General features: G+C 46.7%; 21 protein-coding genes. 12 read left to right on the top strand and 9 right to left on the bottom strand.

Annotation, left to right across the window (positions count from 1 at the left end):
* Positions 1-124: 124 nt before the first annotated feature.
* Positions 125-1000, top strand: coding sequence for a D-hexose-6-phosphate mutarotase (locus Q0852_RS02815; RefSeq protein ID WP_299013560.1), 876 nt, complete (start codon positions 125-127; stop codon positions 998-1000).
* A 110-nt stretch (positions 1001-1110) separates the two neighbouring features.
* Here Q0852_RS02815 and Q0852_RS02810 read toward each other — a convergent pair whose 3' ends face one another.
* Positions 1111-1491, bottom strand: coding sequence for a VOC family protein (locus Q0852_RS02810; RefSeq protein ID WP_299013558.1), 381 nt, complete (start codon positions 1489-1491; stop codon positions 1111-1113).
* Positions 1492-2041: 550 nt separating this feature from the next.
* On the opposite strand from Q0852_RS02810, the gene Q0852_RS02805 reads away from it, so the two are divergent.
* Genes Q0852_RS02805 through Q0852_RS02795 form a run of 3 tightly spaced genes read left to right on the top strand, consistent with a single transcriptional unit; the run spans position 2042 to position 6844 of the window.
* Positions 2042-3976 carry a PrkA family serine protein kinase gene (locus Q0852_RS02805; RefSeq protein ID WP_299013557.1) on the top strand — a complete coding sequence of 645 codons (1935 nt, stop codon included), beginning with the start codon at positions 2042-2044 and terminating at the stop codon, positions 3974-3976.
* A 39-nt stretch (positions 3977-4015) separates the two neighbouring features.
* Entirely contained in the window at positions 4016-5284 is a 1269-nt protein-coding gene (locus tag Q0852_RS02800) for a YeaH/YhbH family protein (protein WP_299013555.1), read from the top strand.
* A gap of 30 nt (positions 5285-5314) precedes the next feature.
* Positions 5315-6844 (top strand): SpoVR family protein, encoded by a 1530-nt coding sequence (locus tag Q0852_RS02795; RefSeq protein ID WP_299014289.1) that lies wholly within the window; start codon positions 5315-5317, stop codon positions 6842-6844.
* Positions 6845-7016: 172 nt separating this feature from the next.
* Here Q0852_RS02795 and fadR read toward each other — a convergent pair whose 3' ends face one another.
* Positions 7017-7868: a fatty acid metabolism transcriptional regulator FadR gene (gene fadR / locus Q0852_RS02790; protein WP_299013553.1), complete on the bottom strand. Its 852-nt coding sequence runs from the start codon at positions 7866-7868 to the stop codon at positions 7017-7019.
* 466 nt (positions 7869-8334) lie between these two features.
* Here fadR and nhaB point away from each other — a divergent pair, with 466 nt between their 5' ends.
* Positions 8335-9927 carry a Na(+)/H(+) antiporter NhaB gene (gene nhaB, locus Q0852_RS02785; RefSeq protein ID WP_299013551.1) on the top strand — a complete coding sequence of 531 codons (1593 nt, stop codon included), beginning with the start codon at positions 8335-8337 and terminating at the stop codon, positions 9925-9927.
* Positions 9928-10049: 122 nt separating this feature from the next.
* Positions 10050-10571 carry a disulfide bond formation protein DsbB gene (dsbB, locus tag Q0852_RS02780; RefSeq protein WP_299013549.1) on the top strand — a complete coding sequence of 174 codons (522 nt, stop codon included), beginning with the start codon at positions 10050-10052 and terminating at the stop codon, positions 10569-10571.
* 80 nt (positions 10572-10651) lie between these two features.
* Here dsbB and Q0852_RS02775 read toward each other — a convergent pair whose 3' ends face one another.
* Together Q0852_RS02775 and Q0852_RS02770 are read right to left on the bottom strand one after the other, a co-directional pair.
* Entirely contained in the window at positions 10652-11062 is a 411-nt protein-coding gene (locus tag Q0852_RS02775; RefSeq protein WP_299013547.1) for a (deoxy)nucleoside triphosphate pyrophosphohydrolase, read from the bottom strand.
* The gene (locus Q0852_RS02770) at positions 11062-11709 is read right to left on the bottom strand and encodes an SEC-C metal-binding domain-containing protein (protein WP_299013545.1); all 648 of its coding nucleotides are present in this window, start codon (positions 11707-11709) and stop codon (positions 11062-11064) included. Before Q0852_RS02770 ends, Q0852_RS02775 begins: the two co-directional genes overlap by 1 nt.
* A 239-nt stretch (positions 11710-11948) precedes the next feature.
* Here Q0852_RS02770 and Q0852_RS02765 point away from each other — a divergent pair, with 239 nt between their 5' ends.
* Together Q0852_RS02765 and dusC are read left to right on the top strand one after the other, a co-directional pair.
* Positions 11949-12647 (top strand): NAD(P)H-binding protein, encoded by a 699-nt coding sequence (locus tag Q0852_RS02765; RefSeq protein ID WP_299013543.1) that lies wholly within the window; start codon positions 11949-11951, stop codon positions 12645-12647.
* A gap of 71 nt (positions 12648-12718) precedes the next feature.
* A complete protein-coding gene (dusC, locus tag Q0852_RS02760; protein WP_299013541.1) occupies positions 12719-13669 on the top strand; it encodes a tRNA dihydrouridine(16) synthase DusC in 951 nt (316 codons plus the stop codon).
* An 87-nt stretch (positions 13670-13756) separates the two neighbouring features.
* Here dusC and Q0852_RS02755 read toward each other — a convergent pair whose 3' ends face one another.
* Positions 13757-14191 (bottom strand): YcgN family cysteine cluster protein, encoded by a 435-nt coding sequence (locus Q0852_RS02755; protein WP_299014287.1) that lies wholly within the window; start codon positions 14189-14191, stop codon positions 13757-13759.
* Between the two features lie 223 nt (positions 14192-14414).
* On the opposite strand from Q0852_RS02755, the gene Q0852_RS02750 reads away from it, so the two are divergent.
* A complete protein-coding gene (locus Q0852_RS02750) occupies positions 14415-14663 on the top strand; it encodes a YkgJ family cysteine cluster protein (protein ID WP_299013539.1) in 249 nt (82 codons plus the stop codon).
* A gap of 46 nt (positions 14664-14709) precedes the next feature.
* On the opposite strand, the gene Q0852_RS02745 is transcribed toward Q0852_RS02750, so the two are convergent.
* Together Q0852_RS02745 and Q0852_RS02740 are read right to left on the bottom strand one after the other, a co-directional pair.
* A complete protein-coding gene (locus Q0852_RS02745; protein ID WP_299013537.1) occupies positions 14710-14955 on the bottom strand; it encodes a TIGR02647 family protein in 246 nt (81 codons plus the stop codon).
* A gap of 184 nt (positions 14956-15139) precedes the next feature.
* Positions 15140-16024, bottom strand: coding sequence for a TIM44-like domain-containing protein (locus Q0852_RS02740; RefSeq protein WP_299013535.1), 885 nt, complete (start codon positions 16022-16024; stop codon positions 15140-15142).
* A gap of 249 nt (positions 16025-16273) precedes the next feature.
* Between Q0852_RS02740 and Q0852_RS02735 the strand changes: the two genes are divergently transcribed.
* From Q0852_RS02735 to Q0852_RS02725, 3 genes are all read left to right on the top strand, one after another.
* Complete coding sequence (locus Q0852_RS02735; protein WP_299013533.1) at positions 16274-16669, top strand: TM2 domain-containing protein; 396 nt, start codon at positions 16274-16276, stop codon at positions 16667-16669.
* A gap of 299 nt (positions 16670-16968) precedes the next feature.
* Positions 16969-17565, top strand: a complete 597-nt coding sequence (locus Q0852_RS02730; protein ID WP_299013532.1) for a TetR/AcrR family transcriptional regulator — start codon at positions 16969-16971, stop codon at positions 17563-17565.
* A 12-nt stretch (positions 17566-17577) separates the two neighbouring features.
* Positions 17578-19452, top strand: coding sequence for an MFS transporter (locus Q0852_RS02725; RefSeq protein ID WP_299013530.1), 1875 nt, complete (start codon positions 17578-17580; stop codon positions 19450-19452).
* A gap of 113 nt (positions 19453-19565) precedes the next feature.
* On the opposite strand, the gene menE is transcribed toward Q0852_RS02725, so the two are convergent.
* Both menE and menC read right to left on the bottom strand, forming a co-directional pair.
* Entirely contained in the window at positions 19566-20975 is a 1410-nt protein-coding gene (gene menE, locus Q0852_RS02720; protein ID WP_299013528.1) for an o-succinylbenzoate--CoA ligase, read from the bottom strand.
* Entirely contained in the window at positions 20963-21937 is a 975-nt protein-coding gene (gene menC, locus Q0852_RS02715) for an o-succinylbenzoate synthase (RefSeq protein WP_299014284.1), read from the bottom strand. Before menC ends, menE begins: the two co-directional genes overlap by 13 nt.
* Between the last annotated feature and the right edge of the window lie 4 nt (positions 21938-21941).

The raw sequence follows: 21941 nt of genomic DNA, 5'->3' as shown, positions 1-21941 counted from the left end.
ATAAATTTTAATTTTTGCAGATATTTTTTATATAAAATTAAGTTTTCATTAGGATGGTTTTTCTTTTCAAATTGGTCAGAAACCAACCAAATGAAAATTCAATACTCTTGAGGAATATAATCTGATGAGCTTACGTAACCTTCCAGCAATTGCGGTTCTATCTGATGCTGTAACTGTATGCGAGTTTCAGGACATCAAAATTATTCGAGTGATCCACGACATGGCAGAGGCTGGCATTTCTCTCCATGGTGGACATCTGATCTGGTACAAACCAGCCGGTGAAGAAGATGTAATATGGCTAAGCGAAAAAGCTGAATTCGACACTACCAAAGCGATCCGTGGCGGCATTCCTGTCTGCTGGCCATGGTTTGGTAAAGCAGGTACTCCATCACATGGTTTTGCCCGTAATAGTGAATGGACGTTAAAGCAGCATAGGGAAAGCGAGCAAGGCGTTATTGTTGCTCTGGAACTAGAAGACAACGAAGTCACACGTGAAATTTGGCCACATAAATTCAAAAATCAGCTGACTTTTGAAATTGGCCCTCAACTGAAGGTTAGCCTGACATCGACCAATACGGACGAACAAGCCTGGTCATTTTCTGGTGCCCTGCACTCTTACTTCCAGGTAGCAGATATCAAAAATATCACTATTAGCGAAATGGGGTGTTCTTACCTAGATAGCACGCAAGGTGGCTTGCCATGTCAGGGCGGCGAACAACTGATGTTCGACCAAGAGGTTGACCGTGTCTACACCCAGCCAAAAGATACAGTCACTATCACCGACAATACACTTTCTCGCCAGATTCAGGTCACTAACCAAGGCCACAATGCAGCAGTTATCTGGAATCCTTGGCAAGAACTGTCAATCAGCATGGGTGATATGGCTGACAACAGCTTTGAAACTATGGTCTGTGTTGAGTCAACCATTCATGGTGAAGGTATCACGCTAGAACCGGGGGAATCTCATACTCTGAGTACACAGATTGCAGTAAAACAGTAACTTCCAGCCATTACATGCCGTATTAACTGATGTCACGCTAGCATCGGCTATACGGCATGCTTTTATATAACACTTCTGTATTACATTACGTTTCGAATTACAGCACAGCATTAAGCCAACATATGGGAATTCGTTTCTATTAATACCCAGCCATTGCCGTCCGGGTCAGCAAATGTAGCAAAACGACCGCCGATTATTGTGACAATCTCAGATAAAGGCACTCCCCGCTCACACAACTCACTGTGAGTTGAATGAATATCATCCGTCTGCACCACCAGCCCCTGCACAGATCCCGCTTCCATTCCACCAAACGGAACCACAAGACTAATCGTTGTCTCAGCCCCTCTTGGTGCCAGCTGGATCCATCGTTTTTGATTATCCGCATGATGGTCACGAATCAACTCAAATCCTAATGCATCACGATAAAACAGCAAAGCCTGGCTTTGATCGGAAACTGGAATCGAAACCGTATCAACGCGAGAAATACCCATCAATCGAACTCCCCTCAATAAACATCCACTTTATCTAGCTTAAGTCAGAGACTTTGATTTCGCTCACAAAATAAGCAATGGTCTATCCCAACTTACCGCTATACGCAGCTTTCTCAATCACAAAAGGGGCAAATCTCCTCAATTTGATACTTTTCGCAAAATGCGATGTTGAACCATATGCTCCGAACAAATTTTCTCTTTTTAGTCAGCGAAAACACCGAAAATCAGTCAAAAAAACTAGTGGTGAAACAAAATCCCCCATTTATTCCTTTTTATCCTTTAATTATTCACGGTCACATTCTTGCAACAATGTCACGCTCTTTTTTTTAAATAAATACCCTTGCACATAACAATTTATAGGAGGATAGTAGAAATATGTTTGAGAAGTAACCAGCTCATAAGGCAGTAACAAAAAGGAAATTTAGTTTATAAACCAACAACTCAGTGGAGCAATTTGATCAGTTAGGTCTAGTCTTAAGATATGAGGGATGTGAAAGATTTTTATTTTCGTCCTTTCTAATTGATTGAAGAACGATTCAGGGGGCATACCATGAGTATTTTTGACCACTATCGTCAACGCTATGAAGAAGCCAAGGATGAAGAGCTTTCAGTGCAAGAATTCCTTGAGATCTGTCGTAACGACCGCAGTGCTTACGTTAATGCCGCGGAGCGATTACTAATGGCAATCGGCGAGCCAGAAATGGTAGATACCGCTCAAGATCCGCGCTTGAGCCGTCTTTTCTCTAACCGCGTCATTTCCCGTTACAAAACATTTGAAGACTTCTATGGCATGGAAGATGCCATTGAACAAATTGTTTCTTACCTTAAGCATGCAGCGCAAGGCCTGGAAGAACGCAAACAGATCCTTTACTTGCTAGGCCCAGTCGGTGGCGGTAAGTCATCACTGGCTGAAAAACTAAAAAGCCTAATGCAAAAAGTACCTGTCTATGTACTGACTGCTAACGGCGAGCGCAGCCCTGTTAATGACCACCCATTCTGCTTGTTTGATAAAACAGAAGACGGAGGAATCCTCCAGAAAGAATATGGTATTCCGGAGCGCTACCTGAGCACCATTATGTCACCATGGGCGGCGAAACGACTGCATGAGTTTGGCGGTGATATTACCAAATTCAAGGTTGTAAAAGTACGTCCTTCAATCCTCGATCAGGTCGGTATCGCCAAGACCGAGCCCGGTGATGAGAATAACCAGGACATTTCATCTCTGGTTGGTAAAGTTGACATTCGTCAGTTAGAGCACTTCTCACAAGATGACCCAGATGCCTACAGCTACTCTGGTGCCCTTTGTAAGGCTAACCAGGGTCTGATGGAATTCGTTGAGATGTTCAAGGCGCCACTCAAGGTGCTGCACCCACTATTGACTGCCACCCAGGAAGGTAACTACAACGGTACAGAAGGCCTCTCGGCCCTACCATTTGACGGTATTATCCTGGCCCACTCCAACGAATCGGAATGGCAGACCTTCCGTAACAACAAAAACAACGAAGCGTTCCTTGACCGTGTCTTCATCGTCAAAGTGCCATATTGTCTGCGTGTATCGGAAGAGATTAAAATTTACGAAAAACTGTTACAGAACAGTGAACTGTCTGCGGCACCATGTTCACCAAGCACATTGGAAATCCTAGCCCGCTTCTCGGTACTTTCACGCCTGAAAGAGCCAGAAAATTCCAGCATGTACTCAAAAATGCGTGTTTACGATGGTGAGACACTGAAAGATACCGATCCAAAAGCCAAGTCATATCAGGAATACCGTGATTACGCCGGTGTTGACGAAGGTATGGCAGGTCTGTCGACCCGTTTCGCCTTCAAGATCCTGTCGCGCGTCTTCAACTTCGATCATTCTGAAGTTGCAGCCAACCCGGTTCACCTGTTCTATGTACTGGAACAGCAAATCGAGCGTGAGCAGTTCCCGCAAGAGCTTGCCGAAAAATACCTGGAGCACCTGAAAGGTTACCTGACTCCGAAATACGTCGAGTTCATTGGTAAAGAAATTCAGACAGCCTATCTGGAGTCTTACTCTGAATATGGCCAGAACATTTTTGACCGTTATGTGAGTTACGCAGACTTCTGGATTCAGGATCAGGAATACCGAGATCCGGAAACCGGCCAGCTATTCGACCGCTCAGCTCTGAACAACGAGCTGGAAAAAATCGAAAAACCGGCAGGTATCAGTAACCCTAAAGACTTCCGTAACGAAATCGTCAACTTTGTGCTTCGAGCTCGAGCCAGCAATGCCGGCAAAAACCCGAACTGGACCAGCTACGAGAAGCTACGTACGGTTATCGAGAAGAAAATGTTCTCAAACACCGAAGAGCTGCTTCCTGTTATTTCATTTAATGCCAAAACCTCCACCGAAGAGCAGAAGAAACACGATGACTTCGTCGCTCGCATGATGGAAAAAGGCTACACACGCAAGCAAGTACGTCTGCTATCTGAATGGTATCTACGCGTACGTAAGTCTTCGTAAGCCGGCCATGTGATAATGGGATGAATAAGGGGAGAGCTTATGGCGCACTTTATAGACCGCAGGCTCAACGGTAAAAACAAAAGCACAGTAAACCGCCAGCGTTTTCTGCGCCGCCACAAGCAACAGATCAAAGAATCGATTGCTGATGCGGTGAACAAACGCTCGATTACTGATGTGGAAAGCGGGGAGGATATCACAATTCCTTCCCGTGATATCCGCGAGCCAAGCTTTCACCAAGGCCGAGGTGGACAACGTGAAGTTGTCCATCCGGGTAACGACCAGTTCAGTCCCGGCGATCGCATTGAACGCCCCCAAGGTGGGGCGGGACAAGGTGGTGCCGGCGAAGGACAGGCCAGCCCTGATGGTGAAGGACAGGACGAGTTCGTATTCCAGATTTCCAAGGATGAATATCTTGATCTCCTGTTTGAAGATTTGGAACTACCGAACCTGGAGAAAAACCAGCTTAACAAAATTGTCGAGTGGAAGACTTTCCGTTCCGGTTACAAGTCATCCGGTGTTCCGGCCAATATTGCAATTGTAAAATCATTGCAGAATTCCCTGGCCCGCCGTACGGCAATGACTGCCGCTAAGCGACGCCAGCTACGGGAACTGGAACAGACACTCGATCAGCTAATGAGTACAGAACCGGCACAACCGCTTGAAGAAGATCGCGTGAAGCAGGAAATAAAAAACCTGCGCGAGAAAATCAGCAGCGTGCCTTTCATTGATACATTTGACTTACGCTACAAAAACTATGAGCGCCGACCTCAGCCCACCAGCCAGGCTGTAATGTTCTGTCTGATGGATGTTTCTGGTTCGATGGACCAGGCCACCAAGGATATGGCAAAACGGTTTTATATCCTGCTGTACTTGTTCCTTAACAGAACATACAAAAATGTCGATGTCGTTTTTATTCGCCATCATACCCAGGCAAAAGAGGTAGATGAGCACGAGTTCTTCTACTCGCAGGAAACCGGGGGCACCATTGTCTCAAGTGCACTGCGAATGATGGACGACATCATCAAAAAACGTTACTCACCTGCTGAATGGAATATTTATGCCGCCCAGGCCTCAGATGGTGATAACTGGGCTGATGATTCACCCGGCTGCCGAGAACTGCTGGATAAGCATATCTTGCCTGTCAGCCGTTATTATTCTTATATCGAAATCACCCGTCGTGCACACCAGACCTTATGGCGGGAGTATGAGGCACTAGCAAACCACAGCAACTTCGCGATGCAGAACATAAGGAGTGTGGAAGACATCTTCCCGGTATTCAGGGAGCTTTTCAAAAAGCAAGTTAACTAGATGTCTGCTATCGCTTTAGGGGAGCGTGTTATGGTAACAGCCACTAAATCAAAAACACTCAGTGATGGTCCGGACTGGACATTTGATCTTCTGGATCAGTATCACAAAGAAATCAAGCGTGTAGCCGATCATTATCGGCTAAACGCCTACCCGAACCAGATTGAGATCATCACTGCAGAACAAATGATGGATGCCTATTCAAGTATCGGCATGCCCATCAATTACCACCATTGGTCATTCGGTAAACGCTTTATCGAAACCGAGCGTGGCTACAAGCATGGCCAAATGGGGTTGGCTTATGAGATCGTCATCAACTCCGATCCCTGTATTGCCTATCTCATGGAAGAGAACACCATTACTATGCAGGCGCTGGTAATGGCCCACGCCTGTTATGGCCATAATTCTTTTTTCAAAAACAACTACCTGTTTAAGACCTGGACCGATGCCAGTTCAATCATTGATTACCTGCTTTTTGCCCGTAAATACATCACTGAATGCGAAGAAAAATATGGCGTCGATGATGTCGAAAGACTTCTCGACTCCTGCCATGCACTGATGAATTATGGTGTAGACCGCTATAAGCGTCCGCAAAAAATTTCCATGGTTGAAGAAAAAGCGCGGCAAAAAGCCCGGGAAGATTACCTGCAAACACAGGTTAACTCGCTATGGCGCACCATACCGAATCAGGCAGAAAAGGAGCAAAAAACCGAGGAGATCCGCTACCCTCAGGAGCCACAGGAAAACATTCTCTATTTTATTGAAAAACATGCACCGCTGTTGGAACCTTGGCAACGAGAGATTGTGCGTATAGTTCGTAAGGTCAGCCAATATTTCTACCCGCAAAAACAAACACAGGTGATGAATGAAGGCTGGGCCACATTCTGGCACTACACCATCCTCAACCACCTTTATGATGAAGGCCTGGTTACAGATCGGTTTATTATCGAGTTCTTGCATAGCCATACCAATGTCGTAGCTCAGCCTGATTACAACAGTCCTTATTACAGCGGTATCAACCCGTATGCTTTAGGCTTTGCGATGTTCCAGGACATCCGGCGGATCTGCGAAAACCCGACAGAAGAAGACAAGTACTGGTTCCCGGATATTGCAGGCAAAGATTGGCTGGAAACCGTCCATTTCGCAATGGAAAACTTTAAAGATGAAAGCTTCATCAGCCAATACCTGTCACCAAAAGTGATGCGTGACTTCAAACTCTTTGCTGTCGATGACGACGACCGACATAACTACGTCGAAGTCAGTGCAATCCACAACGAAGAAGGCTACCGTGCAATCCGCGAAAAACTGTCTTCACAATACAACTTAAGTAACAACGAACCAAATATCCAGGTCTGGAATGTTGCCCTCAAAGGCGACCGTTCATTGACGCTAAGGTATGTACCACACAACCGTATTCCATTAGCAGAAGGCTACCAGGAAGTACTCAAGCACCTTTATCGCTTATGGGGATTCGATGTAACTCTAGAAGAAGAGTTACCGGATGGCAGAACTCAGATTGTTGGGACCTGCCCGGTTCGCAACCAATATAACTCGGAGATTTAGACACTCAAAGGTCCCGAAATCCGGTTCGAATGGAGAAAGTAAAACCAATCGAGATCAGTCAGATAGGGAATAACGTAAAAAAAAGAAGGAGATGCCAATGGCATCTCCTTTTATTTATTCCGGCAAATTGTTAATGAAGCACCCTCACCTCACTACAATTACCAAATAATTTTTATTGCTCTTCTTCGTACAGGTAGCGTGCTATTTCAATACGGTTACTGTACCAAATCGCTCCGCTCTCACGGCCATACTTCTTGATACGATCAGCAACCAGTTCTGGCTGATTGTTATCACAAAGCATCTTCATATCACGGTAGAAGTTCAGTGCCAGCTCGCACGCTTCCTTCGACATAAAGTAGTAGCCACCAACACGGGTATAAATTTTACGCAAACCGTTAATTGTCAGTACATATAAGGTATTGCCGGATTTAGCAGCCATACCTTGGAACATACGGTAATCGTAATAATTAAATGCACGAGCACGGCAAATTGCTTCACACAGCTCAGGCTGGTCTTTGCCGTATTTGTCAGTGATTTTCTTCACTTCCTGCATCAGCACAGCTTTTTCTTCGCTGTCCTCGACAAAGCTTTCAAAGCTCTCTGCTTTCAGAAGAGTTTCACAAGAGCGGATAACGCTCTGTAGCAGCTCACTGGATTCTTCTCTGTTACCCTTGATCGCATAACGCATGTACACGCTACTAATATCAGTGCGCGCAGATAGCAAATCTTCAAGTACACCCTGAACATCCTGCCCATCCAGCGTAATCAAAGTATCAAGAATACTCAGACCAGATGTATCCATGTAGTTATTTACACGGGTCGGTTTACCATGTTGAATCGTCAGCCAGCCATCACGGGCCAAACGCTGCAACACTTCGCGCAATGTCGTACGGGTTACCCCAATTAATTCGGATAACTCTCGTTCCGCCGGAAGAATAGAGCCCTGTGGAAAATGATTATTCCAGATGCTCTCAATAATATATTTCTCAGCAAAAGTTGCTGGGCTATCAGCCTTTATAACCATCAGATAAGTTTTCCAATCGCTTCTTGCTTATATGTTATTGGACTCATCATACCACCAGTTATGCGTTCGGAGAAACTTTGCTGAATATGTAAAAGAAATGTTTTAGTTTGTATCGTTAAATTTGACGATGCTCAACGTTTCATGAGAATTGTAAGAAAATATTTCAGAGCATGGTAATCTAACGCACTCGATCCCCCGTTTTGATGCAAAAAACAATCTAATTGAGTAAATACACATCTCATTGCTTGACGGTTAAAGATCGCACGGTAGAGTTAGCACGATAAAAAATCGGGAGCTGAATGGATGCTGCTGCCTGCTTTAAGTTAAAAACCATTAGGGACATGATTTTTAGCTTAAAGAGTCTCAAAGAGCATATAACCAGGCCTGGTTATTCGGCTTTTCGTGACAAAGGCAAGATAGCGAACAGCTCAAAAAATTATTCGCGTATTATAAGAGATCCAAGAACATGGCTATTTCGCTAGGGAACGCCTTTATAAAAAATTTTTTAGGCAAGGCGCCTGATTGGTACAAGGTGGCTATCATTGCTTTCCTTGTAATCAACCCAATTGTATTTTTTCTTATTGACCCTTTCGTTGCCGGCTGGCTACTAGTTGTTGAATTCATCTTCACACTAGCCATGGCCCTGAAATGTTACCCGCTTCAGCCTGGTGGCCTATTGGCTATCGAAGCTGTTGCAATCGGGATGACAAGCCCGGAACAAGTAAAACACGAACTGGTTGCCAATATTGAAGTACTCCTACTATTGATCTTCATGGTTGCCGGTATCTACTTCATGAAACAGCTCCTGCTGTTTATTTTCACCAAGATACTAATTGGAATCCGCTCAAAGATTTTGCTATCGCTGTCATTCGTGGTTTCTGCGGCTTTTTTGTCTGCATTCCTTGATGCCCTGACCGTTATCGCGGTTGTGATCAGCGTTACCATCGGCTTTTACAGCATCTACCACAAAGTTGCATCAGGCCAGGAGCCCCATGCATCCCACGACCATACTACCGACAAACACATCCGCGAAGTCAGCCGTGATGACCTGGAAAACTACCGAGCATTCCTGCGCAGCCTGCTAATGCATGCTGGTATTGGTACAGCACTCGGTGGAGTTATGACCATGGTCGGTGAACCTCAAAACCTGATCATTGCCGACCAGGCAGGTTGGATGTTCGGCGAGTTCATTCTTCGCATGGCACCTGTAACAGTACCTGTATTTATCTGCGGTATCTTAACTTGTATCCTGGTCGAGAAATTCCAGATCTGTGGTTACGGTACTAACCTACCGGAAAACGTTCGCAAAATACTGGTTGATTTTGATACCGAAGAACGTAAAAGACGTACCAACCTGGATTACGCCAAACTTTGCGTACAGGTTGTTATTGCTATCTGGCTAATCCTTGGTTTGGCCCTTCACCTAGCAGCCGTAGGTATTATCGGTCTGACAGTTATCATTCTGGCCACCTCTTTCACCGGTGTAACCGAAGAACACGCGCTGGGCAAAGCGTTTGAAGAAGCACTACCATTCACCGCCCTGCTTGCTGTTTTCTTCTCAATCGTGGCAGTAATTATCGACCAGCACCTATTTGCGCCAATTATCAATATGGTATTGAGCCTGGAAGGTAGTGCGCAGATGACGATGTTCTACATCGCCAACGGCCTGCTATCTATGGTGTCAGATAACGTCTTCGTGGGTACCGTATACATCAACGAAGTAAAATCTGCACTGATGAACGGTGTAATCACCCGCGATCAGTTCGACATGCTGGCAGTTGCGATCAACACAGGTACCAACCTACCATCAGTGGCAACACCGAACGGTCAGGCAGCCTTCCTATTCGCATTGACTTCAGCACTGGCTCCGCTAATCCGTTTGTCATATGGCCGCATGGTGTACATGGCGCTGCCTTACACTATCGTCCTAGCATTCGTTGGCCTGGCAGGCATTGAGTTTATGCTGGTACCAATGACGGAATGGTTCCATGATATGGGCTGGCTAAGCCACCATGTTGCGGAAGCTGTATCACATATAGCACCTGCAACTGGACATTAATTGAATCTTTCGTAAAGATAAGTGTCAGAAATTATAAAATTAAAGCCCTGATTCATCAGGGCTTTATTATAATACCAAGCCATAGCTATTCAGTTTGGTATAACTTTAAGTGAGATCAATTCATGCAATTTCTGAATACCTTTTCCAAAAGCCGGCTATCATGGCTACTGCTGTTTGGCTTCATCGTTTTCTTTGAACTCTGCGCATTATTTTTCCAGCACGTAATGAAGCTGGATCCTTGCGTTATGTGTATCTATGAACGCGTCGCAATGATGGGCATTGCTTTTGCGGCTCTGTTCGGCCTGATAGCTCCTCAAAACACCATTATCCGCTGGACCGCTCTCGCAGCCTGGGGTTACGGCGCGTACCGAGGTTTGGAACTGACCAGAGAACATGTCGGCTACCAGTTCAACCCGTCACCATTTGCAACCTGTGACCTGTTTGTACAATTCCCTGAATGGGCTCCATTAAACCAATGGGTACCATGGATGTTTGAAGCAAGCGGTGATTGCAGCAAAGTGGTATGGTCGTTCCTTGGTCAATCAATGCCACAATGGCTAGTTGTGATCTTTGCCGCTAACCTTGTTGCTCTGGCGGTAATTGTTATTGCTCAGTTTTTTGGTAAAAAAGAGCAAAACGCCTGAAGGTTATTTCCGGTTCAAAAAATGACCCGAATAAAAAAGCGAGAGGCTTTCACCTCTCGCTTTTTTATTTGAATAATGATTTATATCAAAGCTTCAACTATCGGGTAATCAGCAGGACAAAGCTGATAATTAGCAATCTCGGCATAATCGACCCACACCGCATTCTGATGGCTATGAAGCTCCAAAGCCCCAGAACGCCATTGGGTCAAATAACCCTTAAGGCGGATCACCTTATCACCATAGTCAAAAACACTATCTGCCAGCCAACTCCCCGTTTCGGTAACGATAGCCAGCTCTTCAAGCAACTCACGTTCCAGCGCCTGCTCCGGTGTTTCATCGGTTTCCACCTTACCACCAGGAAACTCCCACAGTCCGCCCTGGCTCGCATGATCAAAACGTTGGGCCAACAGGTACTTCCCGTCTTTTTCAATCACACCGGCGACAACCAGTATCACCGACTTTTCAGCACAAACGGAGCTTGCTTCAACCATTACTTACCACAGCACTGTTTGAATTTTTTGCCACTACCACACAGGCATGCATCATTGCGGCCCGTTTCCTTATACGGATTAACCGCCTGTGCACCGGCTCCCTGCTGAAGCTCGTCAGCGGCCATCACCACTTCTGTCAGCATCAGTGACAACTGAACATACAACTCTTGCGGCTGAGGCATGCCAACCACTCCGGCTTCTTCCATCTGTGCCAGAGTCGAGCTTTCATCAACCAGCAGCATACAGGTCGTCAGTAACGCAGACAGCATACGCATCGTGCCATCAGAAATCTGCTGTTCACCCCAGTTAGACTCAATGAACGGCCAAACTGCGAGAAAACCTTCGGCAAAATGACTCATATCCTCAGTGACACCTGTCGCTTCCTGCCAGCTTACCTGCGCCGGCAGAACGTACTCACCCGCCTTGATGTAGCGGTACTGCAGCTCGAAGTGATTCAAAATGGCCATTTTATGATCGTCTGCCAATGCCAATTGCTCATCTTCCGCGACGCCACCTGTCACCAATACAGGTAACCATGCTTCAGGTTCCAGAGGCTTCGGGTTGGCATTCGCCGCAAGTAACGCTCCTTCAATAAAGGAAGCTGGCATACCATCCCAACCCGCAGGTAGTGTCATTAATTCTGTCATCGTATGTTCCGGTTTATAGAGCAAATCTGAATAAGTCGCAGATTATATACCCAAACAACACAAAGTTGTTAGGCTCTGGACTTTCCCTTCCTACTTGAAAGCGTGTAACACGACATCGTTATATCCAGATTCATCTTCATTTGACTATCCAGCCGACATAACCTGATCATTTTTGTTGAATTTTTCCACAGATACTGGCAAAAATGCCCCTCGTAACGACAAAGTTCAGGAAGATGTTGATGTCCCATGGAAAAGTAAGTGCAATCATTGCTGGAGCCAGCGGCCTCGTTGGCGATGAACTCCTCCACCAGCTACTTGGCCATCCACTCATCCAAACCGTCTACTCGCTGTCTCGCCGCGAGTTGCCATTTCACAGCAGCAAGCTGGTCCAAATTATCCACCCGGAACTGAGAGTTACATCCTGGGAAGATACAGACCGGATCCCGACCATCGGCTTTATCTGTCTCGGCACCACCAAAAAGCAGGCAGGAAGCAACCAGGCTCTGGAAGCCGTCGACTTCCAGCTAGTCGAGAAAGTGGCCAACACCATGCATTTACTTGGCGTTAAGCATATCGTGGTTATTTCCAGCCTCTTCGCCAGCCCTTTCTCGCCCTCCCACTATTTACGCTGTAAAGGAAAAATGGAACGAGCTCTGAAAAAAATGGGGTTTGACCACTGTGTATTCATCCGTCCGGGGCCGCTGAAAGGAGAACGATCCCAGCCCCGTCAGGATGAGAAAATTGTCCAGAACATTTTCAGGCTACTTCAACCTTTAGTGATTGGCCCGTTAGCACACCTCACCCCCATCCCGGCCGAGAATGTAGCAAGTTCAATGCTTGAACTTGCTTTGCTTGCTGAAAGTGATGCCTTAAACAAAATAACCACAGTCTCGGGAAGAGCTTTATTTGCCAATCAAGAAAAGCTAATGCAGGATTAGGTGACAAGCTCGCTATTCCGAACTAAAATCTCGCACCTTAAACAAGATAACGGTACAGTTCGAGAAAGGCTATGAGAGTAATTTTAGGCCCGATGGAAGGTGTCCTCGATCATCTGATGCGAGAAATGCTGACCGAAATTAACGATTATGACCTTTGCGTGACTGAATTTGTGCGCGTGATTGATCAGCTATTGCCTAATAGCGTCTTCTACCGCCTGTGCCCTGAGCTGAAAAACGGCGGTAAAACCACATCTGGTACTCCGGTTCGCATCCAGCTTTTGGGACAGGATCCGCACTGGCTGGCAGAAAATGCCCGCCGGGCAATCCAGCTCGGCTCATCCGGTATCGATATCAACTTTGGCTGCCCGGCAAAGGCTGTGAACAAAAGCCGAGGGGGTGCCGTTCTACTTCAAGAACCTGAGCTAATTTACCGCATTGTCAAAGCCGTTCGCGAAGCCTCAGATCCAAGAAAGCCAGTCACGGCCAAAATCCGCCTTGGCTGGGATGACCCGTCTCACGGACTTGAGATCACCGATGCTGTCGCCCAGGCTGGCGGTGATGAAATTACGATCCATGCCCGAACAAAAGTAGACGGCTATAAAGCCGAAACCATCAAATGGGACTACATCCGTGAAATCAAGGAGAAAACCGCCATTCCAATCATCGCTAACGGTGAAGTGTGGAACTACCAAAATGGTCAGGATTGCCTGAAAGCAACTCAGGTAGATTCGCTGATGGTATGTCGTGGAGCCCTGAATTTACCAAACCTTGGTAATGTCGTTAAACACAATGATCCTCACATGAGCTGGAGTAGCGTGCTTCAGTTACTGCTACGCTATTCTCAGTTCGAAATCAAAGGAGACAAGGGCCTGTATTACCCAAATAGGGTAAAGCAATGGTTCGCCTACCTGCGCCACGAATACCCTGAAGCCAAAGAACTGTTTACCGATATCCGTCGCCTAAATAAAGCCGCGCCAATCATTGAAGTTCTGCAAAACGCACAACAAAGCCAAGCAGCTTAATTCGCCCCTATACGCAAAAAACCCCAGCCTCTGACTGGGGTTTCCTATATGTTTATTTTCAGCTGGTACGAATTGCACCTGGCATTATCAACGATTCGGATGGTTTAATATATGGTCTTCCCAATCGATAACATCAATTTCATAAACCACTTTATCGCGTACCGATTCATCAGCAGCATGCATTGCTTCTTTAGAGCCAGCTAGCAGCGGGTGCCATTCCGGCAAGTCCTTCCCTTCTGCCAGCATACGGTAAGCACAAGTTTCAGGTAGCCAGACAAACTCATCAATTCGATCACGAGTAAGCTTCAGACACTCTTCACCAGACTCAAAGCGATTCAGGTAATCTTTGCACGAACAGGTTTTGTCATCCAGCAAACTGCAAGCGACATTGGTGTAGTAAATTTCGTCGGTATCATCATCGATCAATTTATGCAGGCAGCACTTACCACAGCCATCACAGAGTGATTCCCACTCCTGATCTGTCATTGCCTTTAAGTCTTTCTCTTGCCAAAAATGTACCATACTACCCAGCCTTTTCTGTGACACATCTTACCCTCTGTAAGAAAGCGGTTTATAGCCCTCTAAACGGTAAAGTGCAAGCACTTAAGCCTGATTGGGAGCAGAAACACACCGTAATAATAGTCATTATTATTTAGACAGCTGGCAGCCAATTAATTTTGATTCGATAACGTTTGAATGGTAAGTTTCGCACCCGTTTGAGTGTCTGAATAAGTATAGGTGAGTTATGGAATGTCGATTGGGTTGTGGAGCCTGCTGTATTGCCCCGAGTATTACCTCTGCAATCCCTGGAATGCCTGATGGCAAACCTGCCGGTGTCCGTTGTATCCAGCTCAATGACGACAACCTGTGCAAGCTATTCGGCAAACCTGAGCGCCCGGCCGTTTGTCACCACTTCAAGGCCTGTCCGGATCTTTGCGGAAAAACCTCACAACAGGCAATAAACAATATTGCTGAACTAGAAAGCATGACCTAAGGCCATGCTTTCTTAAATTGGTATTTGAGTATTATTTTATTCCGTATTACTCCGTGACTTTTCCGGTAAGAATGCGTAATACCGATTTGGCGTGTTCTACCGCCTGATGTCCCGAATAAGTCAAGTAACCACCGTCTTCATTGGTCACCAGGCCTTTAGCATACAAACGTTTTGCAGCAGCCACCATCTGTGGTCCCGCATCGCTATGCACCTTAATCCCTTCCATATTGCTGTGCATTGGGAATTTCACCAGCAAATTCATCTCTTCAACCAGATCCGCTGTATATGGCATAGTCACCTCTTTATTTCTTTGGTCTGACTTAATACTAGCGGCTCAGCTGGAGAAAAGTAGGTGATGAGATCATGTCTCATAGCAATCTCCTTGCGGAAAAAGCGACGTGCTTCAAAAAAATACACATTAATAAAAAAGCCGCTCAATCGAGCGGCTTTCTATATTTCCACTTATTGTTCAATAATTAAGCTTGAATACCAACAATCAACCAAGGCGCATTCGAGGAACGCAAGTCGCGCTCCAGATGCCAGATGTCGGTGATCTCTTCTTCAACACCTTCATGTCGGTCTTTATAACGACCGGTGAACTGAACACTCAACTGCGCGATATTGGCATCATAGTCAGCACGAACCAGCTCGGCATCCACATACATTACTTCGGTATGCTGTTCACCTTCTAGTTTCGCTCGCTCAGCCATCAGGTCTTCAAGTAGCGCCGGGCTGACATACTCACGGATAGTCTCCAGCTCATTGTGATTCCAGGCTCCTTGCAAAATGCGGTAATGCTCACGGGCACCATTAAGAAACGCATTCATGTTAAAGCCCGGAGTCAGGTTAAAAGGTACATCGCTATCTGTTGAAGCAAAATCCTCCGATGCTGACGCCGTATTCATCTCTGGAGCTGCAGCCTGACGGAACTGCTGATGGGATTGCTTATGCTGTGAGTTACCTGCATAGGCTTCACGGTGCCCCATCGGCGTAGTTTTCGCACCTCGCATGGTCTTAAACAGCTTGAAGATGACAAACGCAATCAAACCAAAGATCAAGATATCCATAAACTGAATACCTTCAAAAGCACCGCCAAAGAAAGCAGCCAGCAAACCACCAGCCAGCAAGCCTCCCAATAAGCCGCCCATTAGCCCTTTCTTGCTCGATTTTCCGGCCTGGTTAGCTGTCGGATTCTGCTGTTTCAGTGTATCTGTCTGTTGTGGTTTCTGCTGTTTTACCGGCGCAGTTTTAAAACTTTTGCCGAATGACTTACCACCACCAAATTTCTTTGCTTCTGCATGTGGCGTTGCCATAAATGACACCGTCAAAATCAAAGCAAATATTGTGAAGAAGCGTTTCATTGATATGAATACCTTTGCCAAATTTATGCCTTTGCATCCTAGCGGGCTACTACTGAATGTCAACAAAACAACATGAGCAAATTGTTACTAATATTTATTAGTCATCCATGACTGCGGCAAATAAGAACTAATCTGATCCCCTTCAATTGTTAGAAATTATCAAAATAATAATTATCTGATTGGTATTGCTGCACAAATTGATAATATATGTATCAAGGATTCAACTTATAACAACAGGACGTATTCCGAATGCAAGACACCCATAGCAAGTTTATTGGCTACCTTCTCTGGATTTTCGGTTTCACAGGGGCACACCGTTTCTACTATGGTAAACCTGTTACCGGCACCATCTGGTTTTTAACCTTAGGTCTTTGCGGTATCGGATGGCTGATTGACTTATTTCTTATCCCCTCAATGGATCGCGAAGCCGATCTTCGCTTCCAAAGCGGCGACGTCGACTATACTGTTGCCTGGCTGCTCTTAACGTTCCTCGGCATTTTCGGTGTACACCGTATGTACATGGGTAAATGGCTTACCGGGATCCTTTACCTCTGCACATTTGGTTTTTTCCTCATCGGTATTTTGGTCGATTTCTGGACGTTGAATGATCAAGTTTCGATACGTAACGCGGAGGGAAAAAGCTAGGAGCACAATCTTCTGTTTCATCACTAAATAACACTACTTTGCATTGAACAGGTCGATATATTGCTAGAAATACATTCATAGCGTTTGATTTTAGTCACAAGTACCTTGGCTAACAGTCAAGTGACGTTCTTTCTACTTGACCATGTAGACAGATAGCAACTAAAATATCGAACAACGTTCTATAATATTCCGTTCAGTACAGACTGTCGGTTTACATAATTACTTTGCAGCCACCACGCGGCATATATCCATATTACAATTAGCAAAGTAAAATTTTCTTCGATTGAGAGTAAAATTCAATGGCAAGACGAAATGACCATACTCGTGAAGAGTTGGTAACTATGACACTGGAGCAGGTCAAAAACTTTCTCGATGAACACCCTCACCATGAGCTTAGCTTGCGTAAAGTTGCCGGTATGATCGGCTATGTACCAAGCACTCTTGTTAACGTATTTGGTAACTACAACCTGCTGCTACTTCACGCTGTCGCCCAAACGCTTGACGAACTGTTCGCCGAAGCTGAAGAGCAAATGAAAGATATCTCTTCACCGGAAGATGCGCTGCGCAAACTTGCATATTGCTACCTAGGGTTTGCAACCAAACACCCATACCGCTGGCAGCTGATTTTCCAACATACGATGCAAGGTGAAGAACTTCCTGAATGGCAATCTGAACGTATCAACAATATGACAGGAATGCTTGAATCACTGATCAGCCAGATCACTCCAGAAAAAAGCGAAGCCGATATCCTGGAAGCAAGCCGAGTATTGTGGGCTGGTGTTCACGGGATCACCCTACTGACCGTAGATGACAAGCTATTTACTTCCACTCCTGTGGATGGCAAGGCACTGATTGACAACCTTATTGATACCTACCTCAACGCTTGGCAAGCTTAAGCGGAGAGTAGAATGAGCGAACAGCCCCAGTCACGCCTGCTAACAAAACGACGTTTTTTACCTTATTTTCTTACCCAGGCGTTTGGGGCTTTTAATGACAATGTCTATAAGAATGTCTTACTCATTCTTATTGCCTTTGCCGCTCCAAGCAGCCTTCCTGTCAGTTCAGATCTGGTCATCAACCTGGCCGCTGGCCTGTTCATCCTGCCGTTTTTCCTGTTTTCAGCTTCAGCCGGCGTCCTTGCCGACAAATACGACAAGGCACTGATCATGCGTATCGTCAAAATCGCCGAGATAATCATTATGTCTTTAGCTGCCGTTGCCTTTGTCACGGAAAGCTATATGGCTCTACTGGTGCTACTGTTTCTGATGGGCACCCAGTCTGCATTTTTTGGCCCAGCCAAGTATGCCCTGCTCCCACAGCACCTGAAAAAATCAGAGCTAGTCTCTGGTAACGCCCTGGTTGGAACCGGCACGTTTCTGGCCATTTTGATCGGCACCCTGCTTGCCGGTTTCATAGCCAACCAACCGAATGCGCCTATGATTGCTGCAATCAGTGTTGTCAGCTTTGCTATTATCGGTTACTTAAGTTCACGCTGGATCCCAGAAGCTAAACCGAGTGATCCTGACAGAATATTCAGTTGGCACCCCTACCGCCAAACGCGCCATACCCTGTCAATTGCACGCCGTGATAAAACCATTTTTCAGTGTGTTCTGGGGATCAGCTGGTTCTGGTTCCTTGGAGCTTGTTACCTGACCCAATTCCCGAACTTTGCCAAATTGCACTTGGGCGGCGATGCCGCATCGGTTTCCTTCCTGCTAACCCTGTTCTCAATTGGTATCGCTATCGGTTCCCTGTTATGTGACCGCCTGTCCGGCCACCGCATTGAACCGGGTATAGTGCCGCTGGGCAGTCTGGGGATCACCGTATTCGGTGCCGACCTGATGTTTGCCACCCCGGATATCGTACCGACCACCTTATCGATTATCGAGTTCATTACCCGCCCTGAACTATTCCGTGTTTTCGTCTCATTGACGATGCTTGGTGTCTCCGGCGGGATCTTCATTATTCCCCTCTATGCCGTAATGCAAAGCCGAGCTAGGGAAGAAGAACGGGCGCAGATCATTGCTGCCAATAATATCTGGAATGCCTTCTTTATGGTATTCAGTGCTGTTACCGCAATAATCTTTTTGTCGGTTGTCGGTGGAACAATTCCTCAGTTATTCATGTTCCTTTCACTGCTGAACCTGTGTGTAGTGATCTATATCTATACCCAAGTACCAGACTTTTTCTGGCGCTTTATGGTATGGCTCGTCAGCCATACCATGTACCGGGTTAAACACAAAGATATCTCCAATATCCCGGCAGAAGGCGGCGCGTTAATCGTCTGTAACCATGTCAGCTACATGGATGCCCTACTGCTGGCGGGCGCTTGTCCGCGACCAATCCGCTTCCTGATGGACAGGGATATCTACAACATTCCTTTTATCAAAAATTTCTGCAAAGCTTGCAAAGTGATCCCGATTGACGCAACCGATCGCAAATCAATCTTAAAGGCTTTCGTCAAGGTCAACGGCTACCTTGAGCAGGGAGATATCGTCTGTGTCTTCCCCGAAGGCCAACTGACCTATGATGGTGAAATCGGCCCCTTCATGCGCGGTATCGACCTGATCATCAAACGCAGTCCAGTGCCAGTCATCCCAATCGCACTTCAGGGGTTATGGGGAAGCTACTTTAGCCGAGAAGGTGGCCGGGCCTTACTAAAATGTCCGAAACGCTTCTGGTCTAGGGTCAACATTGTTGTTGGCAGCCCAGTAAATGCGAAAAACACCAGCAGCACCTTACTTCGGGAAGAAGTCTGCGCACTGCGCGGAGATAATAGGTAAGAAATTGTGAGCTGCAATTTCCCGCTATCTAATAAAAAATGATGAACATAAAAAGCGAGAGCCGTTGCTCTCGCTTTTCTTTTTAAGAACGAAACGAATACCAAACTGAAAAGCTAAGAGCTCATTCCTGATTGCAACCACGTTGCTAATTCCCTGCGAGATACTTTGATCCCTGTATTACCCAATGAGTCAGGCAAAACTAAGTAATCAACAGGTCGGCACAAACCGTTAACCTGCTCTGTCATATAAGCCTGAAGCGATTCTCGTAGTCTAATATCAAGTACTTGATTCGTATCAACAATAGCAACTGGACGCTGACCAAATTCACTATCCTCTACAGGCAGGACAAACGCCTGTTTAACCGCTGAATGACCCAACAGTGCTTTTTCAATCATCTCAGGCTGAATGTTTTCACCACCGGAGATAAACATGTTATCGGCACGTCCTTGAATATACAGCTCTTCACCCTGCCAGCTACCCAGATCTTTGGTGGCAAACCACTCATCTTCACCAACCGGGAAAATCGTCTTATTCCGGTAATAACCGATACACAAGGTTTTTCCCCGCACCAGGATTTCACCATCCCGTAAAGTCAGCTCGCGATTGGGTAGGATACTACCAACGCCGGCACTGGCATCAGCGCGTTTAGCTGTAACGGTTGATCCCATCTCTGTCATCCCATAGCCACACCAGCAATGAATTCCAGCTTCCTCAGCCTGTCGGGTCAAACTAACTGGGATCAGCGCGCCACCAAGCAATACCTCTTTCAACATCAGTGACTGCTTTTCTTCAGTCTGGCTAGCCAGCAGACGCTGAAGCTGAGTCGGCACCAATGAGGCATGGGTTACGCCTGCCAGTGCCTTCTCAAACTGGCCGGGTTCAGCCACAACTAACTGGGCTCCCCGATATAACCAACGCCAGACAATCGCCAGCCCGGAAATATGAAACAATGGCAGTGACAACAGCCAGCGATCCTGCTCACCGAAATCCATCCGTTCCAGCAGCCCAGCAGCACTCGCCAACTGGGTTTGCGCCGAATGCACCACCGCTTTAGGCATTCCCGTCGAACCCGATGTCAGCGTCAATGTCGCCGCACGAGTCGGCTGCCAGGTAACGGGTACCAGACGGGGCTGCGATGGCGGTAACAACTGAAGTCGAGGGTAGGCATCAAGTGAATGCGGTATCTTGGCCGGGAACCAAAGGTAATCACATTGTAGCTGCTGCAATTGCTTATCCAACTCTGGCTGGCTGCATCTCGGATTAAGACCGACATAACGGGCACCAACCCGGATTGTCGCAAGGATCAGCCACAGCACCTGAAGCGAGTTCGGAGCAACAACACCAATCAGCTGATCTCGCTTCACACCTTGTTCAACCAGACCTTGCGCATACTCATCCACCCGAGCAGAAATCTCTGCCCAGCTAAATATCTGCTCACCAAAACGCAAAGCGGCCGATGACGGCCGCTTTGTTGCCCAATGTTGCCAGGGCCATGTGGCAAAGTAAGGCGTTACTTCTGCCATACCACCTCAAGCTCTGACAACGGGGTCACCGGCAGCCTGCACTCTGGCCACGGTGTTTCTAGCTGAGCTTTAAACAGCTGCATGGTATCCAGACCTGGGATAACACCCGGAGTCTGCCACTCAGCCAAACGAGCCAGCTGATTCAGGCCAAGGCTGGATTCCATACTTGAACTGATCACAGCCATCAATCCCGCTTCATGTGCCTGTTTAACGAGCTCGATACACCGCTGGATCGAACCCACCATCGTTGGCTTGATAATGATCGCCGCCACACCCGACTCAGCTTTTACTTCAAAGCCCTCATCACGAACGGTTTCATCCCAAGCAATACTGATCCCGGTTTCCTGTGCAAACACCAAGCTATCGGCTGGATTCATACAAGGCTCTTCCAGAAAAGCAATACCCGTACGATGCTCAGGCTGAACATACTTAGCAAACTGCTGCGCCTTCAGTGGTGTCCACTGACGATTAGCATCAAGACGCAGACGAATGCCAGGAATAGCCTCGATAAACATATTCGCGACCATACCATCACGGACGGCCTCGTACATGCCCACCTTGATCTTGGCAACTTTCTCGCCCGGCATCTTACTCAGAGCGACAACCAGATCATCCGGATCACCAGCACACAGCGGCGCAACCTGATAGTTACCTTCCGGCGGCAGACCTCCGGCAAGCTCGAGCTCAACCATACTTAAGCCAAACGCAACCGACGGCAAAGCAGCCGATAGATCCAGCGTTTCGCCCTGTATCCATTTTTCAAGCAGCTCTTTAGCCTGCTCTCCGGCTTGTTCGGCAGTTTCTTTACTAAATTCCGGCAACGGCGCAATCTCGCTATAGCCGATAGCATCGCCTTCACGCAGTTCAACCACCCAGCCTTCGCGGCTTTCCAGGCGCTGAGTGCGCAGGATCACACCGGAATCCATAGGCAGAGAATACTGATAGAGTTTTGCACTACGCATCATC

The organism is uncultured Photobacterium sp. (assembly GCF_947502415.1).
GTDB lineage: Bacteria > Pseudomonadota > Gammaproteobacteria > Enterobacterales > Vibrionaceae > Photobacterium.
Note: the sequence above shows the minus strand (reverse complement) of the source record. Positions and strands in the feature narration are given on the sequence as shown.